We start from the raw sequence: 15,794 nt of genomic DNA on the forward strand, positions 1-15,794 counted from the left end.
TCGGACTCGTTCATTAGACGTCGCCGTGATCAGGACGTCATCCGCAGGTCCCGGCGCCGCCGGGTGCCGTCCCGCCCCTCGGGGAGTTCTCCTGATGCGGTGGCAGGACCCGCGTGGCGAAGGCGGCGAGGTCCCGGGCGACCAGCTCGGGCCGCTCCCAGTACAGGAGGTGGCCGGCGTCTTCGTGGACGGTGAGGGCCGAGCCGGGAATCGTGTCGAGGATCAGCTGCTGGTCGGCGCGCGGCAGCACGGCGTCCCGCTCGCCCCAGAGCAGCAGGGTCGGTACGAGGATGCCGCGCAGCGTCGCCGCCAGGTCCGTCTCCAGCAGGCCCCGCAGCGTCTCGCGCCAGACGCGCGCGGGCGGCTTGAGGCTCTCCTCGATCATCGTCGCCCTCAGCCCGCGTCCGACCGGGCCGTCCACGAGGCCGTCGAGGAGCTTCTCGGCGAAGTCGCGCGGGACGGGGTCGCGCAGGTCCCGGACGGTCTCCCAGAGCGCGGCGGCGCCCGGCTTGTCGTCGAGGGTGGCGGGTACGCCCATCAGGACGAGGCCCGCGACCCGGTCCGGGTGGCTGCCCGCGACGATCCGCGCGGATACGCCGCCGCTCGACGCCCCGGCGAGGACGGCGCGCCGGACGCCCACGGCGTCGAGGAAGCCGACCAGGTCCCGGGCGAAGTCCTCCGGGCGGTACCCCTCCTCGGGGCGCTCGGCGTCGCCGTGCCCGCGCTGCGTGGGCGCGAAGGCGTGCACAGCGGCCGGGAGCTGTCTGAGCAGGGGCTCGAACGTCCACCACGAGTCCCCGACGCCGTGCACCAGGACGACGGGAACCCCCTCCGGGCCTCCCGCCTCGGCGTACGGCAGCAGCGGCCCTCCCGCCAGTTGCGCGGACTTCACCGCGACCGTGCCCACGGCGGCCTCCTGACTCCGGTGGCCCCCCTCGTCCGCAGGCCGGGAAGGCGCGCGAAGATCACTTCCATCGTAGCGACGGGCGGCGGGGCGCGCCCGCCGTACCGCCCGTCGTCACGGGCCCCGGCCCACGTCCCGAGGTGCGGACGCTCCGACAAGTGCGTGCAGAACACAGCTACCCTCTGGCGCGCGGGTTCCCACCCGTACGGCTTCCGCTCGCGGTGAGCGCCGGCCGTCGCAGGGGTCACGACGCGGGAGGCCGGACGGGTGAGTGCGCGGGCGACGGACAGCGGACGGATCGTGGCCGCCCTCGACGGAGTGAGCGTACGGCGGCACACCACGGGCCAGGTGATCCTCGACGGCGTCGACTGGCGGGTGCGTTCCGGGGAGCACTGGGCGCTGCTCGGGGGCAACGGGGCCGGCAAGACCACCCTGCTGCGGCTGATCGGCGCCCTGGCGCACCCCACCACCGGCACGGTCGAAGTGCTGGGACACCGGCTCGGCCGGGTCGACGTGCGCGAACTGCGCGCCCGTATCGGTCTGGTGTCCTCGGCGCAGCGCGTACCGCAGGACGCCACCGGGCTCACCGTCGTGCTCACGGGGCACAGCGGCACGGTGCAGCCGCTGTGGCGGACCTACGACGCCGAGGTGCGGGACCGGGCGCACGCGCTGCTCGCCGAACTGGAGATCAAGGAGCTCGCCGACCGGCCGTACGGCGTGTGCTCGGGAGGTCAGCGGGCCCGGATCCTCATCGCCCGTGCGCTCATGGCCGATCCGGCGCTGCTGCTGCTCGACGAGCCGTTCAACGCGCTCGACCTGCCCTCGCGCGAGGACCTGATCGACTCGCTGCACCGACTGGCCGACGGGCGGCCGGAGTTGGCCACGATCACCGTCACCCACCACCTGGAGGAGCTGTCCCCAGCGATCGGGCACGCCCTGCTGCTCCGCGAGGGACGGGTCCAGGCCGTGGGACCGGTCGAGGAGGTGCTGACCGGCGAGCGGCTGACGGCCTGCTTCGGCCGGCCGATCGACGTCGGCCGTCACGGCGGGCGCTGGGCGGCGCGCTCCGGCCGGGCGCTCTGACGGAGGACGGGCCGGGAGCCCGCCGCGCTGACCGGACCGGCCGTCGGCAGGGTGTGTCCGGCCGGCCCGAGCCGGTTTCGGTGCGTTCGGGCGCGGAGCGCGGGCGCACGGGGCGGGAGTGAGCCGGCGCCGGGCGCGGGCCCGGCGGCAGGCCCACGGCTGTGCGCGCGTACTGGCGTCCCACCGGACCCCGCGACACCCCCCGCCTCAACGGCGGGTTCTGGCCGCCGGGTCAGTCGTCGAGGGCGTCCTTGACCTTCGCGAGGTCGACGAACTTGAAGTTGGTCGACTCGCGTTCGCCGTCGGCGGGGGTCTCCTCGCCGTCCTGGACGACCAGCAGGCCGTTCGGGTACGCCGAGCCGAGAGGGGCGTTGAGCACGGCGGCGCCGTCGCACTGCTCGGAGCCGTCGAGCCGCGCCGAGGCGGCGACCCGGAAGCCGCCCTCGTACTCGTTGGCGTCCTCCACCTCGCGGTCGTAGGCGGCGAAGGTGTTGTCGCCCTGGCTGGAGGCGAGGAGGTAGCCGTCGCCGTCGGACTCGGTCAGCAGCGTCAGTCCCTCGACGTCGGCGGTCAGCCGCGTGCCGCCGTAGCCGGGGTCGGTGCCCGCGGCGCACTCCTCGGTGGCCTCGTCGTAGGTGCCGGGGATGCCGTACTCGCGGACCTTCTCCACGAGGACCGGGGTGCCGGTGAGGTCGGCGGGCAGGCGCCAGATGCCGACGTCCTCCTGCCCCGCGTACAGCACGCCGTCGGCCGGGTCGACGACCATGCCCTCGACCTGGGGCAGTTCGCCCGGCTCCGCGCACGGCGACCAGGACCTGCCGTCCGGCAGCCGGAAGGACGAGGGCAGGTCGAGGCTGCGCACCTTGCGGTAGCCGACCGTGCCGCCGCTCTTCGGGAGCAGTTCGAGCAGGGCGACGGTGGTGCGCTCGCGGCGGCTGACGAGGGCGTAGGACTTCCCCGTCGCGCGGTCGGTCCAGGTGGCGAGGCCGTACGCGGTGCGCTGGTCGTTGATCTCCGCCTGGTCCGCGGAGAAGACCGGCGGGGCGGCGGGGTCGGTGACGTCCTTGAGCGGGCCGCCGGGGGCGTCGCGGTCGATGCGGTAGAAGCGCAGCCGGTCGTTTCCGCGGTCGCTGGTGACGGCGAGGTCGGCGCGCCCGGAGGACAGCTTCAGACCGTTGACGACGTCGACGTTGTTGAAGCGTCCCGGGGCGTCGTCGGGCGACGGGGACGACGGCGCGGGGACGGACTGCACGGTGCGGGCGTCGAGGTCGTACACGCGCAGGCCGCCCTGCTTGGCGGTCGCGATCACCAGGCTGCGGCCCGGCTGGGCGTTGTTGCGCCAGATGGCGGGGTCGTCGGCGTTGGCGTCGCCGCCCGCCTCGTCGTCGTACAGCGCGGCCGTCTCCGCCCGGGGCGTGATCGCGCGCAGCGCCTCGTCGTCCGCCTGCGCGGGCAGCGTCGCGCCGAAGGCGACGCACACGGTGGACAGGACGAGGAAGACCGGACGGATGGGCCGGGACCTGGTCACGCGACAACTCCCTATCGTCAAGAGCATGACAGTCGAGGACACTCGACCCCGCGATCTTGGAAGCGGGCGGCGACCCCCGGGCGTCACTCGCGCGAATCGGGCATGTACACGGCGTGAATGCCCGTTCACGGGCGGCGGGCGGTCGCACCGGCATCCACGCGGCCCCTCCGCCCCTGCGTGACCGGACCTCCCGCCAGGCCCACCCGGCTCGGCACCCCGGCCCCCGCCATACTGGGACCGGCGGGAGCGGAGAGGCGGAACGGTGACACAACAGCAGGCGGAAAACGACGTGTTGGTGGTCGGCGGCAGCGGGGTGGACACCATCGTCCGCGTCGACTCCCTGCCGGTGCCGCTCGCCGACTCGGTCCACGTCGGCCCGATCGAGGAGTGGCCCGGCCACACGGGAGGCAACGTCGCCCTGGGCACCCGGGCGCTCGGCCTGAGGGTGACGCTCCTGGACTGCGTCGGCGACGACTGGATCGGCGCACGGGTGCGTGAGCGGCTGGCCGAGGGCGACGTCGACTTCGTCCCGCTCATCTCACCCGCGGGCACACGCCGCGCGGTGAACCTGGTCGACGCCACCGGCCGGCGCATGTCGTTCTACGACTCCCGCGACCCCGACGACCTGCGGATGCCCCGGGACCTGTACCTCCCCCGGCTGCGGAAGGCCCGGCACGTCCACCTGTCGATCACGAACTTCACGCGCTTCCTGTACGACGACATCGAGGACCTCGGCGTCCCCGTCTCCACCGACCTGCACGACTGGGACGGACTGGCCGAGCACCACCGGGAGTTCGCCCTCCGCTCCGACCTCGTGTTCCTCAGCGCGGCGGGCGCGGGTGAGGGCACCCCGGCCCTCATGCGGGAGATCCTCCGCTCGGGCCGCGCCCACACCGTCGTCGCGACCGCCGGGGCGGACGGCTCCTACGTCCTGACACGGGACGGAGGGCCCACCCCGCACCACGTGGCGGCGGTCGCCCCGCCGGCGCCGGTGGTGGACACCAACGGCGCGGGAGACGCGTACGCGAGCGGCTTCCTCTACGGCCTGCTCGGCGGCCGGGACGTGCTCGCCTGCGCGCGGCTGGGCGCGGTGGCGGGCGCGTACGCCTGCACGGGTCCCGGCTCCACCGCCCTGATCACCGAGCGCGCCCTCCTCGCCGCGGACGGGACGGCGGCCGGCGTCTGAGGCACACCGAGGGCACGCTTCCCCGGGTCCGCCCTGTGCCGGGCGGCCCGGGGCGGGACTCGGTCGGCACGGCCTCCGTGCCGCCCTGCTGCCGCGGTGCCGTCAGGGCCGGGGGTTGACGCGCTGCCACGGGGTCCGGGCGAGGCCGCCCCGGCGTCCGGCCACGGCCGCGCAGCGCGGGCACAGCCGCTTGACGCGGTCCGCCGCCCCGCCCGACTCGGGGAAGGTGTCGGTCCAGGCGATGTGGGCGAAGCGGCCGAGCTGCGAGCGGCTGAGGGACAGACCGCACACCGTCTGGTTCAGACCTTGCTCCCAGGCGTGCACCTCGCCCGCCGGCAGCCGCCGGCCCTCCTCGTCCACCCACCGCCCGGAAGCCGCCACCGCGTAACGCTTTGTCGTCGCCATGCGCCCCGGGTTTCCCTTTTGTCCGCGCCCCATGCGTGAGCCCGCACGAAGTGGGCCTCCCGGCGGGGCGGAGCTGTCACCGGAGGGCGTGCGGGCACCGGCCCGCCGCTAGGAGGAGGTCACGGCCCGGCCGGGCCGGAGTCGGTCGAAGAGGCCGGCGCGGTGCAGGTCCGCCACGGGGGCGAGCAGGTCCGGGTGCCGGAGCAGCGGCGCCGCCCTGACGTCCCGCTCGTCCGGGGCGACCAGGCGCCGGAACTCGACCGGCGTCCCGCCCAGGTGCTCGACCCCGGTCAGCGCCTCCACCGCGAGCTCGGCGAGGCCGGGGTCGCGGAGCAGGCTCGCCGCCCAGCTCGCCACCACCTCGTCCACCCAGGTGCGCCACGCGTGGGCGTCCGCCCCGTCGCCGTCGTCCCCGGTGTCGTACGCGGCCGTCTCGTTGCCGGCGACGCCGTCGAGCCGCCCGGAGCCGCCGGGGCCCGCCACGCCCACCAGGGCGGCGTCCATCAGGGTCGGGTAGCGCAGCCACGCCGCGACCGTCACCGCCTGCCGGGCCTGAACCTCGCCGAGCGCGGTGTCGAGCGCGCCGCCGCCCGCCGGATAGGCACGCGTGAGCCACTGGGTGGTCGCCGCTATGAGCGGGGAGAGGTCTGCGTGCACTGCGGATCCGTCCGACGTCCTGGGGAGCGTGACCGGACACGCTAGCCCTCGACCTCGCGGCGGCACATGACCCAGGCCACGTGCGGGTGGTGGCCTCGGCCACACCCGCGCGCCCGCCACGCCCTCGGGTGCGGCAATACGCCGGACCCGGCCGGGGATGGGGCTTCACTTGCGTCCGGACGGGCCCCGGGACACCGGCAAGCCGCGAGACCGCACGAAGGAGCGACACGATGGGCCACGGCGGAGACGTCATCAGGGAACTGACCACGGACCACGAGGAGGTCGAGGAACTGTTCACGAACATCGAGGAACTGCCGTCCGGCGACCCGCAGCGCAAGCAGTACGCGGACCAGGTGACGATGGAACTGGTCCGGCACTCGGTGGCCGAGGAGGCCTACCTCTACCCGGCGGTCCGCCGGCATGTCCCGGGCGGCGACACCCTCGCCGACCGGGAGCTGGAGGACCACGCGGTCGCGGAGCGCACCATGAAGGACCTGGAGGGCTGCCAGGCGGACGACCCCGAGTTCGACCGGCTGATGAGCCGGCTGATGACGGAGATCAGGACGCATGTCGCGGACGAGGAGAACAACCTGTTCCCCCGTCTGCGCGAGTCCTGTTCGCAGGAAGCACTGGACGAGCTGGGCGACAAGGTCCGGCAGGCCAAGAAGACCGCGCCGACCCGCCCCCACCCCTCCGCCCCCGACAAGCCGCCGGCCAACAAGCTCCTCGCGCCGGGCGCCGGGCTCGTCGACCGGATGCGTGACGCCCTCTCCGGGCGCGGCAAGGACTCCTGACCCGCGCCGCGATCCGCCGGACGCCGGGTGAACCGCCTCGGGCCGCCGACCACCGCACCGGCCCGGGGCTCCTTAGCGCCGGGCCGCGCGGGCCCGCCTGCCGGGTGGCCTGTCGTGAGGTGCCGCGCCCGCACCGTGGTGACACCCCGGCGGACACACCACGTGTCGCGGCAGGGCTTCGCGATCGCCCGCCTAAGATCCGTCGCTGTGGCAGACACCTTCGACGAACTGGTCGTCAAGCAGCAGGTAGCCGACGAGGCGCACGCGAAAGTCCTGGAGCTGCGGGACAGGTTCGGGCCGCCGACGCAGCAGGGAGGCTGGACGCCTCTGCAGACGGAGACGTACGAGACGGCCTGGCGCGCCTGGCGCGACCTCACCCGGGACGTGCACGCCGCGTTGGCCGACTTCGCGAAGAGCACGGGCCGGGAGCGTACGGAGGTCGAGGCGGAGGTCCGGTGGCGCGCCGGCTCACCCGAGACCCCGGATCAGTGACGAGGGGCTCGGCCCAGGCTCCGGGCCAGCGAAAACCGGCTCGGCCTGAGCCCCGGATCAGTGAAAACCGGCTCACCCCAGGGCCTGGACCAGTGACGACCGGATCGGCCTGAAGGGCCCCGGACGGTGAACCGGCTCTCCCGAGACCCCGGACCGGTGACGCCCGGGAACAGCCGGACCGGCGAATGCCGGGCCGGTCCGTTTCCCGTTTCCCGCTTCCCGCCTCCCGCCCCCGCCCGGGTGACGTCCCGTGCCCCCCGGATCACCCGGGGCGGTGGGCGGCGACCCCGAACATCGTCACGGACATGTGCAGGGCGCCCCGCTCGGCGGCCTCGGTGAGGTCGGCGTACAGCCGGTCCCGCTGGTCGCCCGTGATCAGCTCGCGGCGCACGGCCGACTCCGCCAGCATCCGGATCAGCGGCCACGTCACCGTCCTGTGGTCCTGGAGCAGCGCCTGCGAACCGCGGTCGTCGATCACCAGACCGGCGGCCGCGAGCTGGCCGAGGAGCAGCCGTCCGGCGTACGGACCGGCCGCCGCCGCGATCGCTCCGGAGGTCAGCGCGGCGACGGTCGCGGGGTCCCCGGGGTGCAGGATCGTCGTCGCCCAGTCGGTGTCCAGCAGCACGACCCGGCCCCCGGGCCGCAGGACGCGGGCGAACTCGTCGACCGCTCGCTGGGGCTCCGCCAGATGCTGGAGCACGCGCTCGCACCACACGACGTCCACCGACGCGTCGGCCAGGGGGAGGGCGCACGCGTCGCCGTCGGCGAAGCGGGCCGTGCTGGCGGCGGCGGCCGCCCGCTGTTCGGCGACGGTACGCAGCCCGGGGTTCGGCTCGATGCCGAGCGCGTCGCCGTCCGCGGTGACCGCCGCGGCCAGCGCCCGGGTCTGCGATCCGGTGCCGCAGCCGACGTCCAGGGCCCGCTCGCCGGGTCGTGGCGACACGGCCTCGTGCGCCCAGGCGCGCAGCCGGCGCACCCCGTCGGCGGCGTCCTGGCTGTCCAGTGCGGCGACCAGTCGGGCCACCGCGGCGTTGTCGAAGTTCCCGGCGTGGAAGTGCGAGGTCGGTCGGCTGTCACCCATGCGCGCCACATTAGGCGCCGCGCCGCGTCCCCATCCGGGCTCACGGGCTACGCCACGGGGTTCTCGATCAGCGTGACGCGGTTGCCGTCGGGGTCGTGGACGGCGGCGAACCGTACCCGCTGTCCGCCCGGCTGGACGTCCCCGGCCGTGATCCCTCGTCCGGCGAGTTCCACCAGCGCCGCGTCCAGGTCGTCGACCACGAGGTTGAGCAGTGCTCCGCCGGCGTGCTCGGGTGACCGGAAGACCTGGACCCAGGCCGTCGCGTTGATGTGCCAGTCGGCGAGTCCTTCCATCGGCCGGGTGTCGGCGGGGCGGCCCAGGAGCCGCTCGTACCAGGCCACCGCGGCCTCGATGTCCCGCACCGGGGCGACCGCGAGAACGTGTGTGAAGGCCATGAGCGACCCCTTCCGTAGTGACTTCTCGTGCGACTGCCTTCCCTCGTACGACTCCGCGGCGGCCGGAAAGTCATCGGCCCGGCGACCGGTGCCACCTCCGGAGCGACGCTGCGTCATGTCCGTGGGTCGGCCGCAGCGTCCTGTCCGTGGACCGTCCGGCCGGTACCGGGTCCGTCCGGCCCATGGATACCGGCGGCCCCCGGGAGGACCCTGGGCGGCCGGGACGTCCGTACGGCCGGAGGATGAAGTGCCATGGGACAAGCGATCGTTGTCGGTGTCGACGGTTCCGCGGGCAGCCGGATCGCGGCCGACTGGGCGGCCGGCGAGGCCCTGCGCGGCGGGTGGCCCCTCCAGGTCGCGCACGTCTCGCCGGTACCCGACGGGGAGCAGCTGACGACCTGGCCCTACCGGCTCGAACCCGGCGCGGCCCCGTGGGCGAGGCTGCTCGCGGAGCTCCACCCGGGGCTGCGCGTGGAGGACGTGAGCCGCACCGGCCCGGTCGTCCCGGCGCTGCTCTCGCTCGCCGCCGGGGCCGGTCTCCTGGTGCTCGGGACGCGGGGCGCGGGCGGTCCCGGCGGACCGGCCGTCGGCTCGGTGGCGCACGACGTCGCCGCGTCGGCCGACGGACCGGTCGCCCTCGTGCCGGACGGCACCGGCCGCGCCCATGGCGCCCACCGCCGCGACCAGGTGGTGTGCGGGTTCGACGCCCGGGACCCGGCGGGTGCCGCGGCGGAGTTCGCCTTCCGGGCGGCGGAGCGCCACAGGATCCGCCTGCGGGTGGTGCACGCGTGGCGCCTGCCCTCGCCCGCCGCGCGCTGGATGCCGTACGCCGTGCCGGAGGAGGACCGCGGCGCCTGGGAGGACCAGGAGGTCCAGGTGCTGTCGGACGCGCTGCGGCCGTGGCGGGAGAGGCATCCACGCGTACGCGTGCAGCCGGACGTCGTCCTGAAGAGTCCGGCGGCGGCTCTGACGCACGCCTCGGCCGCCGCGCGGCTCCTGGTGGTGGGCCGCGGGCGCGGCTCCCTGGGGGCGGTGCGGCACGCCGTGCTGGAGCACGCCGCGTGCCCGGTGGCCGTGGTCCCGGGGTGAGGCGTCAGCCCTCCGGCAGGGGCGACGTACGGAACTCCCCCGGTGCCACGGGCCACGGACCGTTCGTCCGCCAGGGGCCCCGGAGGGCTCCTGGTCGGAGTCCTGGGGCCCCGAGTGCTCCTGGTCGGCGTCCTGCCTGCCCCGGAGACGGCGATCGGTGCCCGGAGGTGCCGGTACGGCAGTACAGCGGGCGGCGGTCCCAAGAGAGCCGGTCGTGTGTCAGGCGTTCCAGGTCCAGTCGGCGACCTCGGGCAGGTCGGTGCCGTACTCGCGGATCCAGGCGTGGTGCCGGGTGCGGGCGTCGGCCATCCGCTGGCGTACGCCGGCGGCGCGCACCGCGAGTCCGGGGACGCGGTCGATGACGTCCATGACGAGCCGGTAGCGGTCGAGGTCGTTGCGGACGACCATGTCGAACGGTGTCGTCGTGGTGCCCATCTCCTTGTAGCCGCGCACATGCAGGTTGGCGTGCCCGGTGCGGCGGTAGGCGAGGCGGTGGATGAGCCACGGATAGCCGTGGTAGGCGAAGACGACCGGCTTGTCCTTGGTGAACAGCCCGTCGTACTCGAAGTCGCTCATGCCGTGCGGGTGTTCCTCCCGCGGCATCAGCCGGGTCATGTCGACGACGTTGACCACGCGGACGGCGAGGTCGGGCAGATGCCGGCGCAGCAGGTCCGACGCGGCCAGGACCTCCTGGGTCGGTACGTCGCCCGCGCAGGCGAGGACGACGTCCGGTTCGCGGTCGGCGCCCGCGGAACCCGCCCACTCCCAGGTCCCGGCGCCGCGCGCGCAGTGGGCGCGGGCCTGGTCCATGGACAGCCAGTCGAAGCAGGGCTGCTTGCCCGCCACGATGACGTTGACGTAGTCGCGGCTGCGCAGGGCGTGGTCCGCCACGGACAGCAGGGTGTTGGCGTCCGGCGGCAGGTAGACGCGGACCACGTCGGGGCTCTTGTTCAGCACGTGGTCCACGAACCCCGGGTCCTGGTGCGAGAACCCGTTGTGGTCCTGGCGCCACACGTGGGAGGTCAGCAGGTAGTTGAGCGAGGCGATCGGCGCGCGCCACGGCAGCTCGCGCGAGGTCTTCAGCCACTTGATGTGCTGGTTGACCATGGAGTCCACGATGTGCACGAACGCCTCGTAGCAGGAGAACAGCCCGTGCCGGCCGGTCAGCAGGTATCCCTCCAGCCAGCCCTGGCAGAGGTGTTCGGAGAGGATCTCCATCACCCGCCCGTGGTGGTCCAGGTGTTCGTCCACCTGGAGGGTCTGCGCCTGCCATGCCTTGCCGCTGGCGTCGAAGACGGCCTGGAGCCGGTTGGAGGCGGTCTCGTCGGGGCCCACGAGACGGAAGTCGCGGCGGGCGCCGGTGTCCCGCATGACCTGTTCGAGCAGGTCGCCGAGGACCCGGGTGGGCTCGTGCAGGGAGGCGCCGGGCTTGTCGACCGGCACCGCGAAGCGGTCGAGCGGGGCGATGGGCAGGTCGCGCAGGAGGAGACCGCCGTTGGCGTGCGGTGTGGCACCGAGCCGGCGGGTCCCCTCGGGGACGCAGGCGACGACGTCGGCGACGGGCCGCCCCTCGGCGTCGAACAGCTCCTCGGGGCGGTAGGAGCGCAGCCAGGTCTCCAACTGCCGCAGGTGGTCCGGGTTCTCGCGCACGCCGGGCAGCGGGACCTGGTGGGCGCGCCAGGTGCCCTCGACGGGCAGGCCGTCCACCTCGCCGGGACCGGTCCAGCCCTTCGGCGTGCGCAGCACGATCATGGGCCAGCGGGCCCGTTCGGCCACTCCGTCCTCGCGGGCCGTGCGCTGGAGCAGCGCGATGCGGTCGAGTGCCTGGTCGAAGGCGTCGGCCATGGCCCGGTGGACCTGGCGCGGGTCGTCGCTGGTCACGTGGATCGGTTCGTGGCCGTAGCCCCGCAGGAGTTCGTCGAGTTCGGACTCCGGGATGCGGGACAGCACGGTCGGGTTGGCGATCTTGTAGCCGTTGAGGTGCAGGATCGGCAGGACCGCGCCGTCGTGGACCGGGTCGAGGAACTTGTTGGAGTGCCAGGAGGCGGCGAGCGGGCCGGTCTCCGCCTCGCCGTCGCCGATGACGCAGGCGACCAGCAGGTCGGGGTTGTCCAGGGCGGCACCGTAGGCGTGCGCGAGCGAGTAGCCCAGCTCACCGCCCTCGTGGATCGATCCCGGGGTCTCCGGTGCGACGTGGCTCGGCACCCCGCCGGGGAAGGAGAACTGGCGGAAGAGCCGGTCCATCCCGGCCGCGTCCCGCGAGACGTCCGGATAGGTCTCGCTGTAGCTGCCCTCCAGCCAGGAGTTCGCGAGCACCGCGGGGCCGCCGTGGCCCGGACCCCACACGCACAGCGCGTCGAGCTCACGCGTCCTGATCACCCGGTTGAGGTGGGTGTACACGAGGTTGAGGCCGGGCGAGGTGCCCCAGTGGCCGAGCAGCCGCGGCTTGATGTGCTCGGGGGTGAGGGGTTCGGTCAGCAGGGGGTTGGCCAGGAGGTAGATCTGGCCCACGGCGAGGTAGTTGGCCGCCCGCCAGTGGGCGTCCAGCCTGCGTACCTCCTCGTCGGTCAGTACGGTGCTCTCCTGGCGTTCGGCCTTGGTCATCGTGACTCCGTGGGTCAGGGGCGGACGAGGCGGCGTGGCCGGCGGGACGGCGACGGTGCCGCCCCGTGGTGCGTCCAGCATCAGTCGGGCGCCTGCCCGCTGACGGCGAGACCGTGCTTCGTGACCGGAACGGACCGTGCCACGGCGTCGCGCGGCATCGAGGATCCGGGCCGGCCGGTGTTGCCGGCTGTGCGGGACGGTTCCCGTCCCCGGTGCGGCTGCGGTCGCGCGTCCCCGGCACGTCGTCACGCCCGGTGGGGTACGACGGCGACGGGACACCGGAGCACCCCGTGCCTGACGGGGCCGAGCCGCATCCCGACGTGCCCGTGGCGGCGCCGCGCGCCGACGACCGGCAGGTCGGCCGGGGCGGAGGCGTCGAGCAGTACTTGGGGCGCGGACCCCTCGGCGGTGCGCCGGTGCGGCCGCACGGCGGGGTGGTCCGTCGCCGTGCCGGGCCGGTGGGCGCGCCGGGCGGCGGCGTGGACGATGTCGTCGGCCCGCACCTGTGCCACGGACCTGCCGAGGCCGGGGGCCAGGGCGGGCCCTTCGTCGTGCTTCCGCAGCGAGCACAAGGAGGCGTACGTGAGCCGCAGCGGTACCCCGTGCAGCGTTGCCTTCTCCGTCGCCCGGTCCACGGCGCGCGGGCTGGGCTCGGACCCGTCCGCGCCCACGACGAGGGGCAGCTCCATGACCTCACCCTCCTTCCGGGCGTCCGGGGACGGTCCGGGACCGCCGCGCGTCCTGAGGGAATGGGTTGACCGGGGCCGGGGTGCGTGAAACGGAGACCACCCGGGTGCCCGCGCCGCCCGCACCGGCAGGGGCGGGCCGCCGGCCGTCCGCATGGCGGAGCCGGGTGCCGTGCCCGGCCGGTAGGGCCGCCGCTTCCATGGTGCCTCCCCTCACCCGGATCAGCCGTGCAGGAGTTCGACGGGCCGGTACGCGGTAACGGCGGACCGCATTCCCCTGGGGCCGGCCGGCCACGCGTCGCCGGCCCGGCTCTCCGAGGAGCCGTCCGGGCCGGCGGTGGGGGTGCGGGACACGGTGTGCCTCCTGAGGGCGAGCCGACGTCGGTGGGTGCGGGTCCAGCTTGGCGGCGGTAACGGAACCGGGTGCAGGGGCCGGAGGTCCCTCTCCTGGGCCGGTCGGCCCTGCGCCTGGGGGGGGGCGGAGTCGGTGCGGGTGGGCGGGGCCCGCACCGACGCCCGGCGTCGGTACGGCGGCGCCGTCTCCCGGCACACGGTGCGACTGGGACCGGGGGCGCCACCAAGTGCCGACGCGCCGTCTCCCGGCGCAGGGTGGCGTCGAGGCAGGAAGGGTGCCGGTGGCTCGGAAACGAACGGGCCCTGACCGCCATTGGAAGTACGGCGCCCGCCCAGTCCCCTGCCCGCGCCGCCACCGAGGGACGCGAGGGCCACGGGTCGGGGCCGGTCGGCCCTGGTGAGGACGCCGGGCGGCGCGGGACGCTGAGCACGGCGGGCCGCCGCCCGCCCTCCGGAACGACGTCAGCCCTCGCGGGCCGCGGTCCGCGCGCCGAGAACCGAGGTGGTGTCATGAACACCTGTCCCACGCCGAGCATGCTGCGCGCGCTGCCCGCGCCGCACCGGGAGCGGTTGATGCGCGTCGCCCGGGAGGTGTCGTTCCCGCAGGGGACGCGCCTGTTCGAGGAGGGTGGCCGGGCCGACCGGTTCTGGATCGTGCGGACCGGCACCGTCGCTCTGGACATGCGGGTGCCTGGCCGCCGGGCCGCCGTCATCGAGACGCTGGGGCACGACGAACTGGTCGGCTGGTCCTGGCTGTTCACGCCGCACGCCTGGCATCTGGGCGCGGAGACGACCACCCCGGTACGCGCCTTCGAGTTCGACGCGACGGCCGTGCGGGCGATGTGCCAGGACGATCCCGAGCTGGGGCGGACGATGGCCCAGTGGCTCGGTGACGTCCTCGCCCACCGTCTGCTGTCGGCCAGGACCCGCCTGCTGGACCTGTACGCGCCGTACGGCAGCGGCAGTCCGCGGTGATTCCGGCCCTGTCGGCCGGGCGGTCCCGGCCTGGCGGTCAGGCGGCCTCCGTGTCCGGCCGCTCCGTCCCGGTGGCCGGGCGCCCGGACCCGGTGTTCGTCACGAGCGACAGATGGCCCCGGCGTCGCGCGTGCCGCGCGACCTGAGCGGGGGTGAACATCTTCTCCTCGTACCTGTCCAGGAGAAGCAACAGGCCCAACAGCAACGGCGGTACACCGACAGCGATGAAAACCACGACAAGTCCCCTTCGGACGCCCTTCGGTCCGGGTAGCCCGCCTCGCGCCGACGGAAAGTCGCGAACAGTGAAGGACGCGTGACCATTTCATGGAGACGGCGATTGCCGCGGGCGGGGCAGGGATCTGACGTGTGATCAACTCCGGCGAAGGCGGCGGCGCGGCGGCAGGAAGGGGGACGGGCTCAAGCCTGCCCCCGGACGCGTCCGGGGGCAGGCTTGAGTTCGATCGGCTCCTGCTCGTGGGTGGATGCGCCCGCCCGGCGCCTCGGGGCACCGGGCGGTGCGCGACGGCCGGGTGTCCTACCTGCGCGGGCCGCCCTCCTCGTCCTCGTCCATGACGCCTTCGGTGGCGATCTCCTCGTGGCGGACCTGACCGGTGACGGTCTCGTTCTCGGTCTGCTCCTCGGTGGTCAGGCGTACCCGCTCCACCGGGACCGCTTCCGTCTCCACCACGGGCCGTTCGGCGTGCAGGGTGACCTCGTGCTCGGCCTCCGTGATCTCCGGGCCGGAGAGGGCGTCGTCGAGGTTGGCGTCCGTGATCGGCTCACGCACGACGCGGACCTCCTCGTGACGCAGCGGAACGGTGCGCTGGACCTCTTCCGTCACCACGTACTTGCGCAGCCGGGCGCGGCCGGTCTCGTACCGCTCGGCACCGACGTGCATGCGCTCCTCGGACCGTGTCATCGCGTCGTCGCCGGGCATGCCCGGCGTCTCGTCCATGCCGGTGTCCGTGGCGACGAAGCCCTCCCCCTCCATGCGCCCGGTGCCCGCCATGCCCCCGGTGCCCGCCATGCCCGCGGTGCCGGCCATGCCCGCGGTGTCCGCGGTGTCGGCCATGCCGGCGTCCGTCGCGTCGGCCGTTCCGGCGTGGGCCCAGCCCTCGCCGCCGGGCTGGTTGGCCTGCTGCCAGGCGTCGTCCCAGGCGATGCCGTAGTACTCGTACAGGCGGTGCTCCTCCGCTTCGGACAGGTGGCCCCCACTGTCGACGTCGACGTGGGGCGCGTCCTTCACCATGCTCTTGTCGTACGGCACCTCGAGGTGCTCCTCGACCACCACGGCCTCGCGGATCGGCACGAAGGACTCACTGGTGCCGAACAGGCCCGTCTTGACACTGACCCATTCCGGACGGCCGGTGGCGTCGTCGTAGAAGATGTGCTTCGCCTCGCCGATCTTGTTGCCGTCGGCGTCGTGGACGGGATGTTCCAGTACCGCCGGGATCTGCTCCTGAGTGATCATTCCTCAGCACCTTCCTCTGGAGTTCTGCCTTCGGCTCCTTGCCCGAGTCACCGTGACGAATAGCGCGAAACACGATGAAAGGATCGAATG

Annotated in this window: 16 protein-coding genes; 6 read left to right on the forward strand and 10 right to left on the reverse strand. The window is 74.2% G+C overall.

Annotation, left to right across the window (positions count from 1 at the left end):
* Positions 1 to 37 precede the first annotated feature (37 nt).
* Entirely contained in the window at positions 38 to 907 is an 870-nt protein-coding gene (locus ACWGIS_RS26770; RefSeq protein ID WP_453364999.1) for an alpha/beta fold hydrolase, read from the reverse strand.
* 294 nt (positions 908 to 1,201) lie between these two features.
* On the opposite strand from ACWGIS_RS26770, the gene ACWGIS_RS26775 reads away from it, so the two are divergent.
* Positions 1,202 to 1,987: an ABC transporter ATP-binding protein gene (locus tag ACWGIS_RS26775; protein ID WP_453365042.1), complete on the forward strand. Its 786-nt coding sequence runs from the start codon at positions 1,202 to 1,204 to the stop codon at positions 1,985 to 1,987.
* A 232-nt stretch (positions 1,988 to 2,219) separates the two neighbouring features.
* On the opposite strand, the gene ACWGIS_RS26780 is transcribed toward ACWGIS_RS26775, so the two are convergent.
* Positions 2,220 to 3,515 carry a phytase gene (locus tag ACWGIS_RS26780; protein WP_453365000.1) on the reverse strand — a complete coding sequence of 432 codons (1,296 nt, stop codon included), beginning with the start codon at positions 3,513 to 3,515 and terminating at the stop codon, positions 2,220 to 2,222.
* A gap of 262 nt (positions 3,516 to 3,777) precedes the next feature.
* On the opposite strand from ACWGIS_RS26780, the gene ACWGIS_RS26785 reads away from it, so the two are divergent.
* A complete protein-coding gene (locus ACWGIS_RS26785; protein WP_453365001.1) occupies positions 3,778 to 4,701 on the forward strand; it encodes a carbohydrate kinase family protein in 924 nt (307 codons plus the stop codon).
* Between the two features lie 102 nt (positions 4,702 to 4,803).
* Here ACWGIS_RS26785 and ACWGIS_RS26790 read toward each other — a convergent pair whose 3' ends face one another.
* Together ACWGIS_RS26790 and ACWGIS_RS26795 are read right to left on the reverse strand one after the other, a co-directional pair.
* Positions 4,804 to 5,106, reverse strand: a complete 303-nt coding sequence (locus ACWGIS_RS26790) for a hypothetical protein (RefSeq protein WP_453365002.1) — start codon at positions 5,104 to 5,106, stop codon at positions 4,804 to 4,806.
* Between the two features lie 108 nt (positions 5,107 to 5,214).
* Positions 5,215 to 5,763 carry a hypothetical protein gene (locus tag ACWGIS_RS26795; RefSeq protein ID WP_453365003.1) on the reverse strand — a complete coding sequence of 183 codons (549 nt, stop codon included), beginning with the start codon at positions 5,761 to 5,763 and terminating at the stop codon, positions 5,215 to 5,217.
* Between the two features lie 230 nt (positions 5,764 to 5,993).
* Here ACWGIS_RS26795 and ACWGIS_RS26800 point away from each other — a divergent pair, with 230 nt between their 5' ends.
* Both ACWGIS_RS26800 and ACWGIS_RS26805 read left to right on the forward strand, forming a co-directional pair.
* Complete coding sequence (locus tag ACWGIS_RS26800; RefSeq protein WP_453365004.1) at positions 5,994 to 6,557, forward strand: hemerythrin domain-containing protein; 564 nt, start codon at positions 5,994 to 5,996, stop codon at positions 6,555 to 6,557.
* 207 nt (positions 6,558 to 6,764) lie between these two features.
* A complete protein-coding gene (locus tag ACWGIS_RS26805; protein WP_453365005.1) occupies positions 6,765 to 7,049 on the forward strand; it encodes a hypothetical protein in 285 nt (94 codons plus the stop codon).
* A 262-nt stretch (positions 7,050 to 7,311) separates the two neighbouring features.
* On the opposite strand, the gene ACWGIS_RS26810 is transcribed toward ACWGIS_RS26805, so the two are convergent.
* Positions 7,312 to 8,130 (reverse strand): methyltransferase domain-containing protein, encoded by an 819-nt coding sequence (locus ACWGIS_RS26810; protein WP_453365006.1) that lies wholly within the window; start codon positions 8,128 to 8,130, stop codon positions 7,312 to 7,314.
* 47 nt (positions 8,131 to 8,177) lie between these two features.
* Entirely contained in the window at positions 8,178 to 8,525 is a 348-nt protein-coding gene (locus tag ACWGIS_RS26815) for a VOC family protein (protein WP_453365007.1), read from the reverse strand.
* A 252-nt stretch (positions 8,526 to 8,777) separates the two neighbouring features.
* Here ACWGIS_RS26815 and ACWGIS_RS26820 point away from each other — a divergent pair, with 252 nt between their 5' ends.
* Positions 8,778 to 9,614, forward strand: coding sequence for a universal stress protein (locus ACWGIS_RS26820; RefSeq protein WP_453365008.1), 837 nt, complete (start codon positions 8,778 to 8,780; stop codon positions 9,612 to 9,614).
* A 219-nt stretch (positions 9,615 to 9,833) separates the two neighbouring features.
* Here the strand turns inward: ACWGIS_RS26820 and ACWGIS_RS26825 are convergent, their stop codons facing one another.
* Both ACWGIS_RS26825 and ACWGIS_RS26830 read right to left on the reverse strand, forming a co-directional pair.
* Positions 9,834 to 12,218 (reverse strand): phosphoketolase family protein, encoded by a 2,385-nt coding sequence (locus tag ACWGIS_RS26825; protein ID WP_453365009.1) that lies wholly within the window; start codon positions 12,216 to 12,218, stop codon positions 9,834 to 9,836.
* 245 nt (positions 12,219 to 12,463) lie between these two features.
* Positions 12,464 to 12,907 (reverse strand): universal stress protein, encoded by a 444-nt coding sequence (locus ACWGIS_RS26830; RefSeq protein ID WP_453365010.1) that lies wholly within the window; start codon positions 12,905 to 12,907, stop codon positions 12,464 to 12,466.
* Between the two features lie 861 nt (positions 12,908 to 13,768).
* Here ACWGIS_RS26830 and ACWGIS_RS26835 point away from each other — a divergent pair.
* Positions 13,769 to 14,233, forward strand: a complete 465-nt coding sequence (locus ACWGIS_RS26835; RefSeq protein ID WP_453365011.1) for a cyclic nucleotide-binding domain-containing protein — start codon at positions 13,769 to 13,771, stop codon at positions 14,231 to 14,233.
* A gap of 37 nt (positions 14,234 to 14,270) precedes the next feature.
* Here ACWGIS_RS26835 and ACWGIS_RS26840 read toward each other — a convergent pair whose 3' ends face one another.
* On the reverse strand, positions 14,271 to 14,468 hold the full coding sequence (locus tag ACWGIS_RS26840) for a hypothetical protein (RefSeq protein WP_453365012.1): 198 nt from the start codon (positions 14,466 to 14,468) through the stop codon (positions 14,271 to 14,273).
* Positions 14,469 to 14,768: 300 nt separating this feature from the next.
* On the reverse strand, positions 14,769 to 15,704 hold the full coding sequence (locus ACWGIS_RS26845) for a DUF2382 domain-containing protein (protein WP_453365013.1): 936 nt from the start codon (positions 15,702 to 15,704) through the stop codon (positions 14,769 to 14,771).
* Between the last annotated feature and the right edge of the window lie 90 nt (positions 15,705 to 15,794).

The organism is Streptomyces sp. NPDC054842 (assembly GCF_053611025.1).

What these genes read in the sequence shown, in the direction of transcription:
- ACWGIS_RS26800 (WP_453365004.1), top strand. Translation starts at nt 5,994, where the DNA reads ATGGGCCACGGCGGAGACGTCATCAGGGAACTGACCACGGACCACGAG.
- ACWGIS_RS26835 (WP_453365011.1), top strand. Translation starts at nt 13,769, where the DNA reads ATGAACACCTGTCCCACGCCGAGCATGCTGCGCGCGCTGCCCGCGCCG.
- ACWGIS_RS26845 (WP_453365013.1), bottom strand. Translation starts at nt 15,704, where the DNA reads ATGATCACTCAGGAGCAGATCCCGGCGGTACTGGAACATCCCGTCCAC.
- ACWGIS_RS26830 (WP_453365010.1), bottom strand. Translation starts at nt 12,907, where the DNA reads ATGGAGCTGCCCCTCGTCGTGGGCGCGGACGGGTCCGAGCCCAGCCCG.
- ACWGIS_RS26810 (WP_453365006.1), bottom strand. Translation starts at nt 8,130, where the DNA reads ATGGGTGACAGCCGACCGACCTCGCACTTCCACGCCGGGAACTTCGAC.
- ACWGIS_RS26790 (WP_453365002.1), bottom strand. Translation starts at nt 5,106, where the DNA reads ATGGCGACGACAAAGCGTTACGCGGTGGCGGCTTCCGGGCGGTGGGTG.
- ACWGIS_RS26825 (WP_453365009.1), bottom strand. Translation starts at nt 12,218, where the DNA reads ATGACCAAGGCCGAACGCCAGGAGAGCACCGTACTGACCGACGAGGAG.
- ACWGIS_RS26820 (WP_453365008.1), top strand. Translation starts at nt 8,778, where the DNA reads ATGGGACAAGCGATCGTTGTCGGTGTCGACGGTTCCGCGGGCAGCCGG.
- ACWGIS_RS26815 (WP_453365007.1), bottom strand. Translation starts at nt 8,525, where the DNA reads ATGGCCTTCACACACGTTCTCGCGGTCGCCCCGGTGCGGGACATCGAG.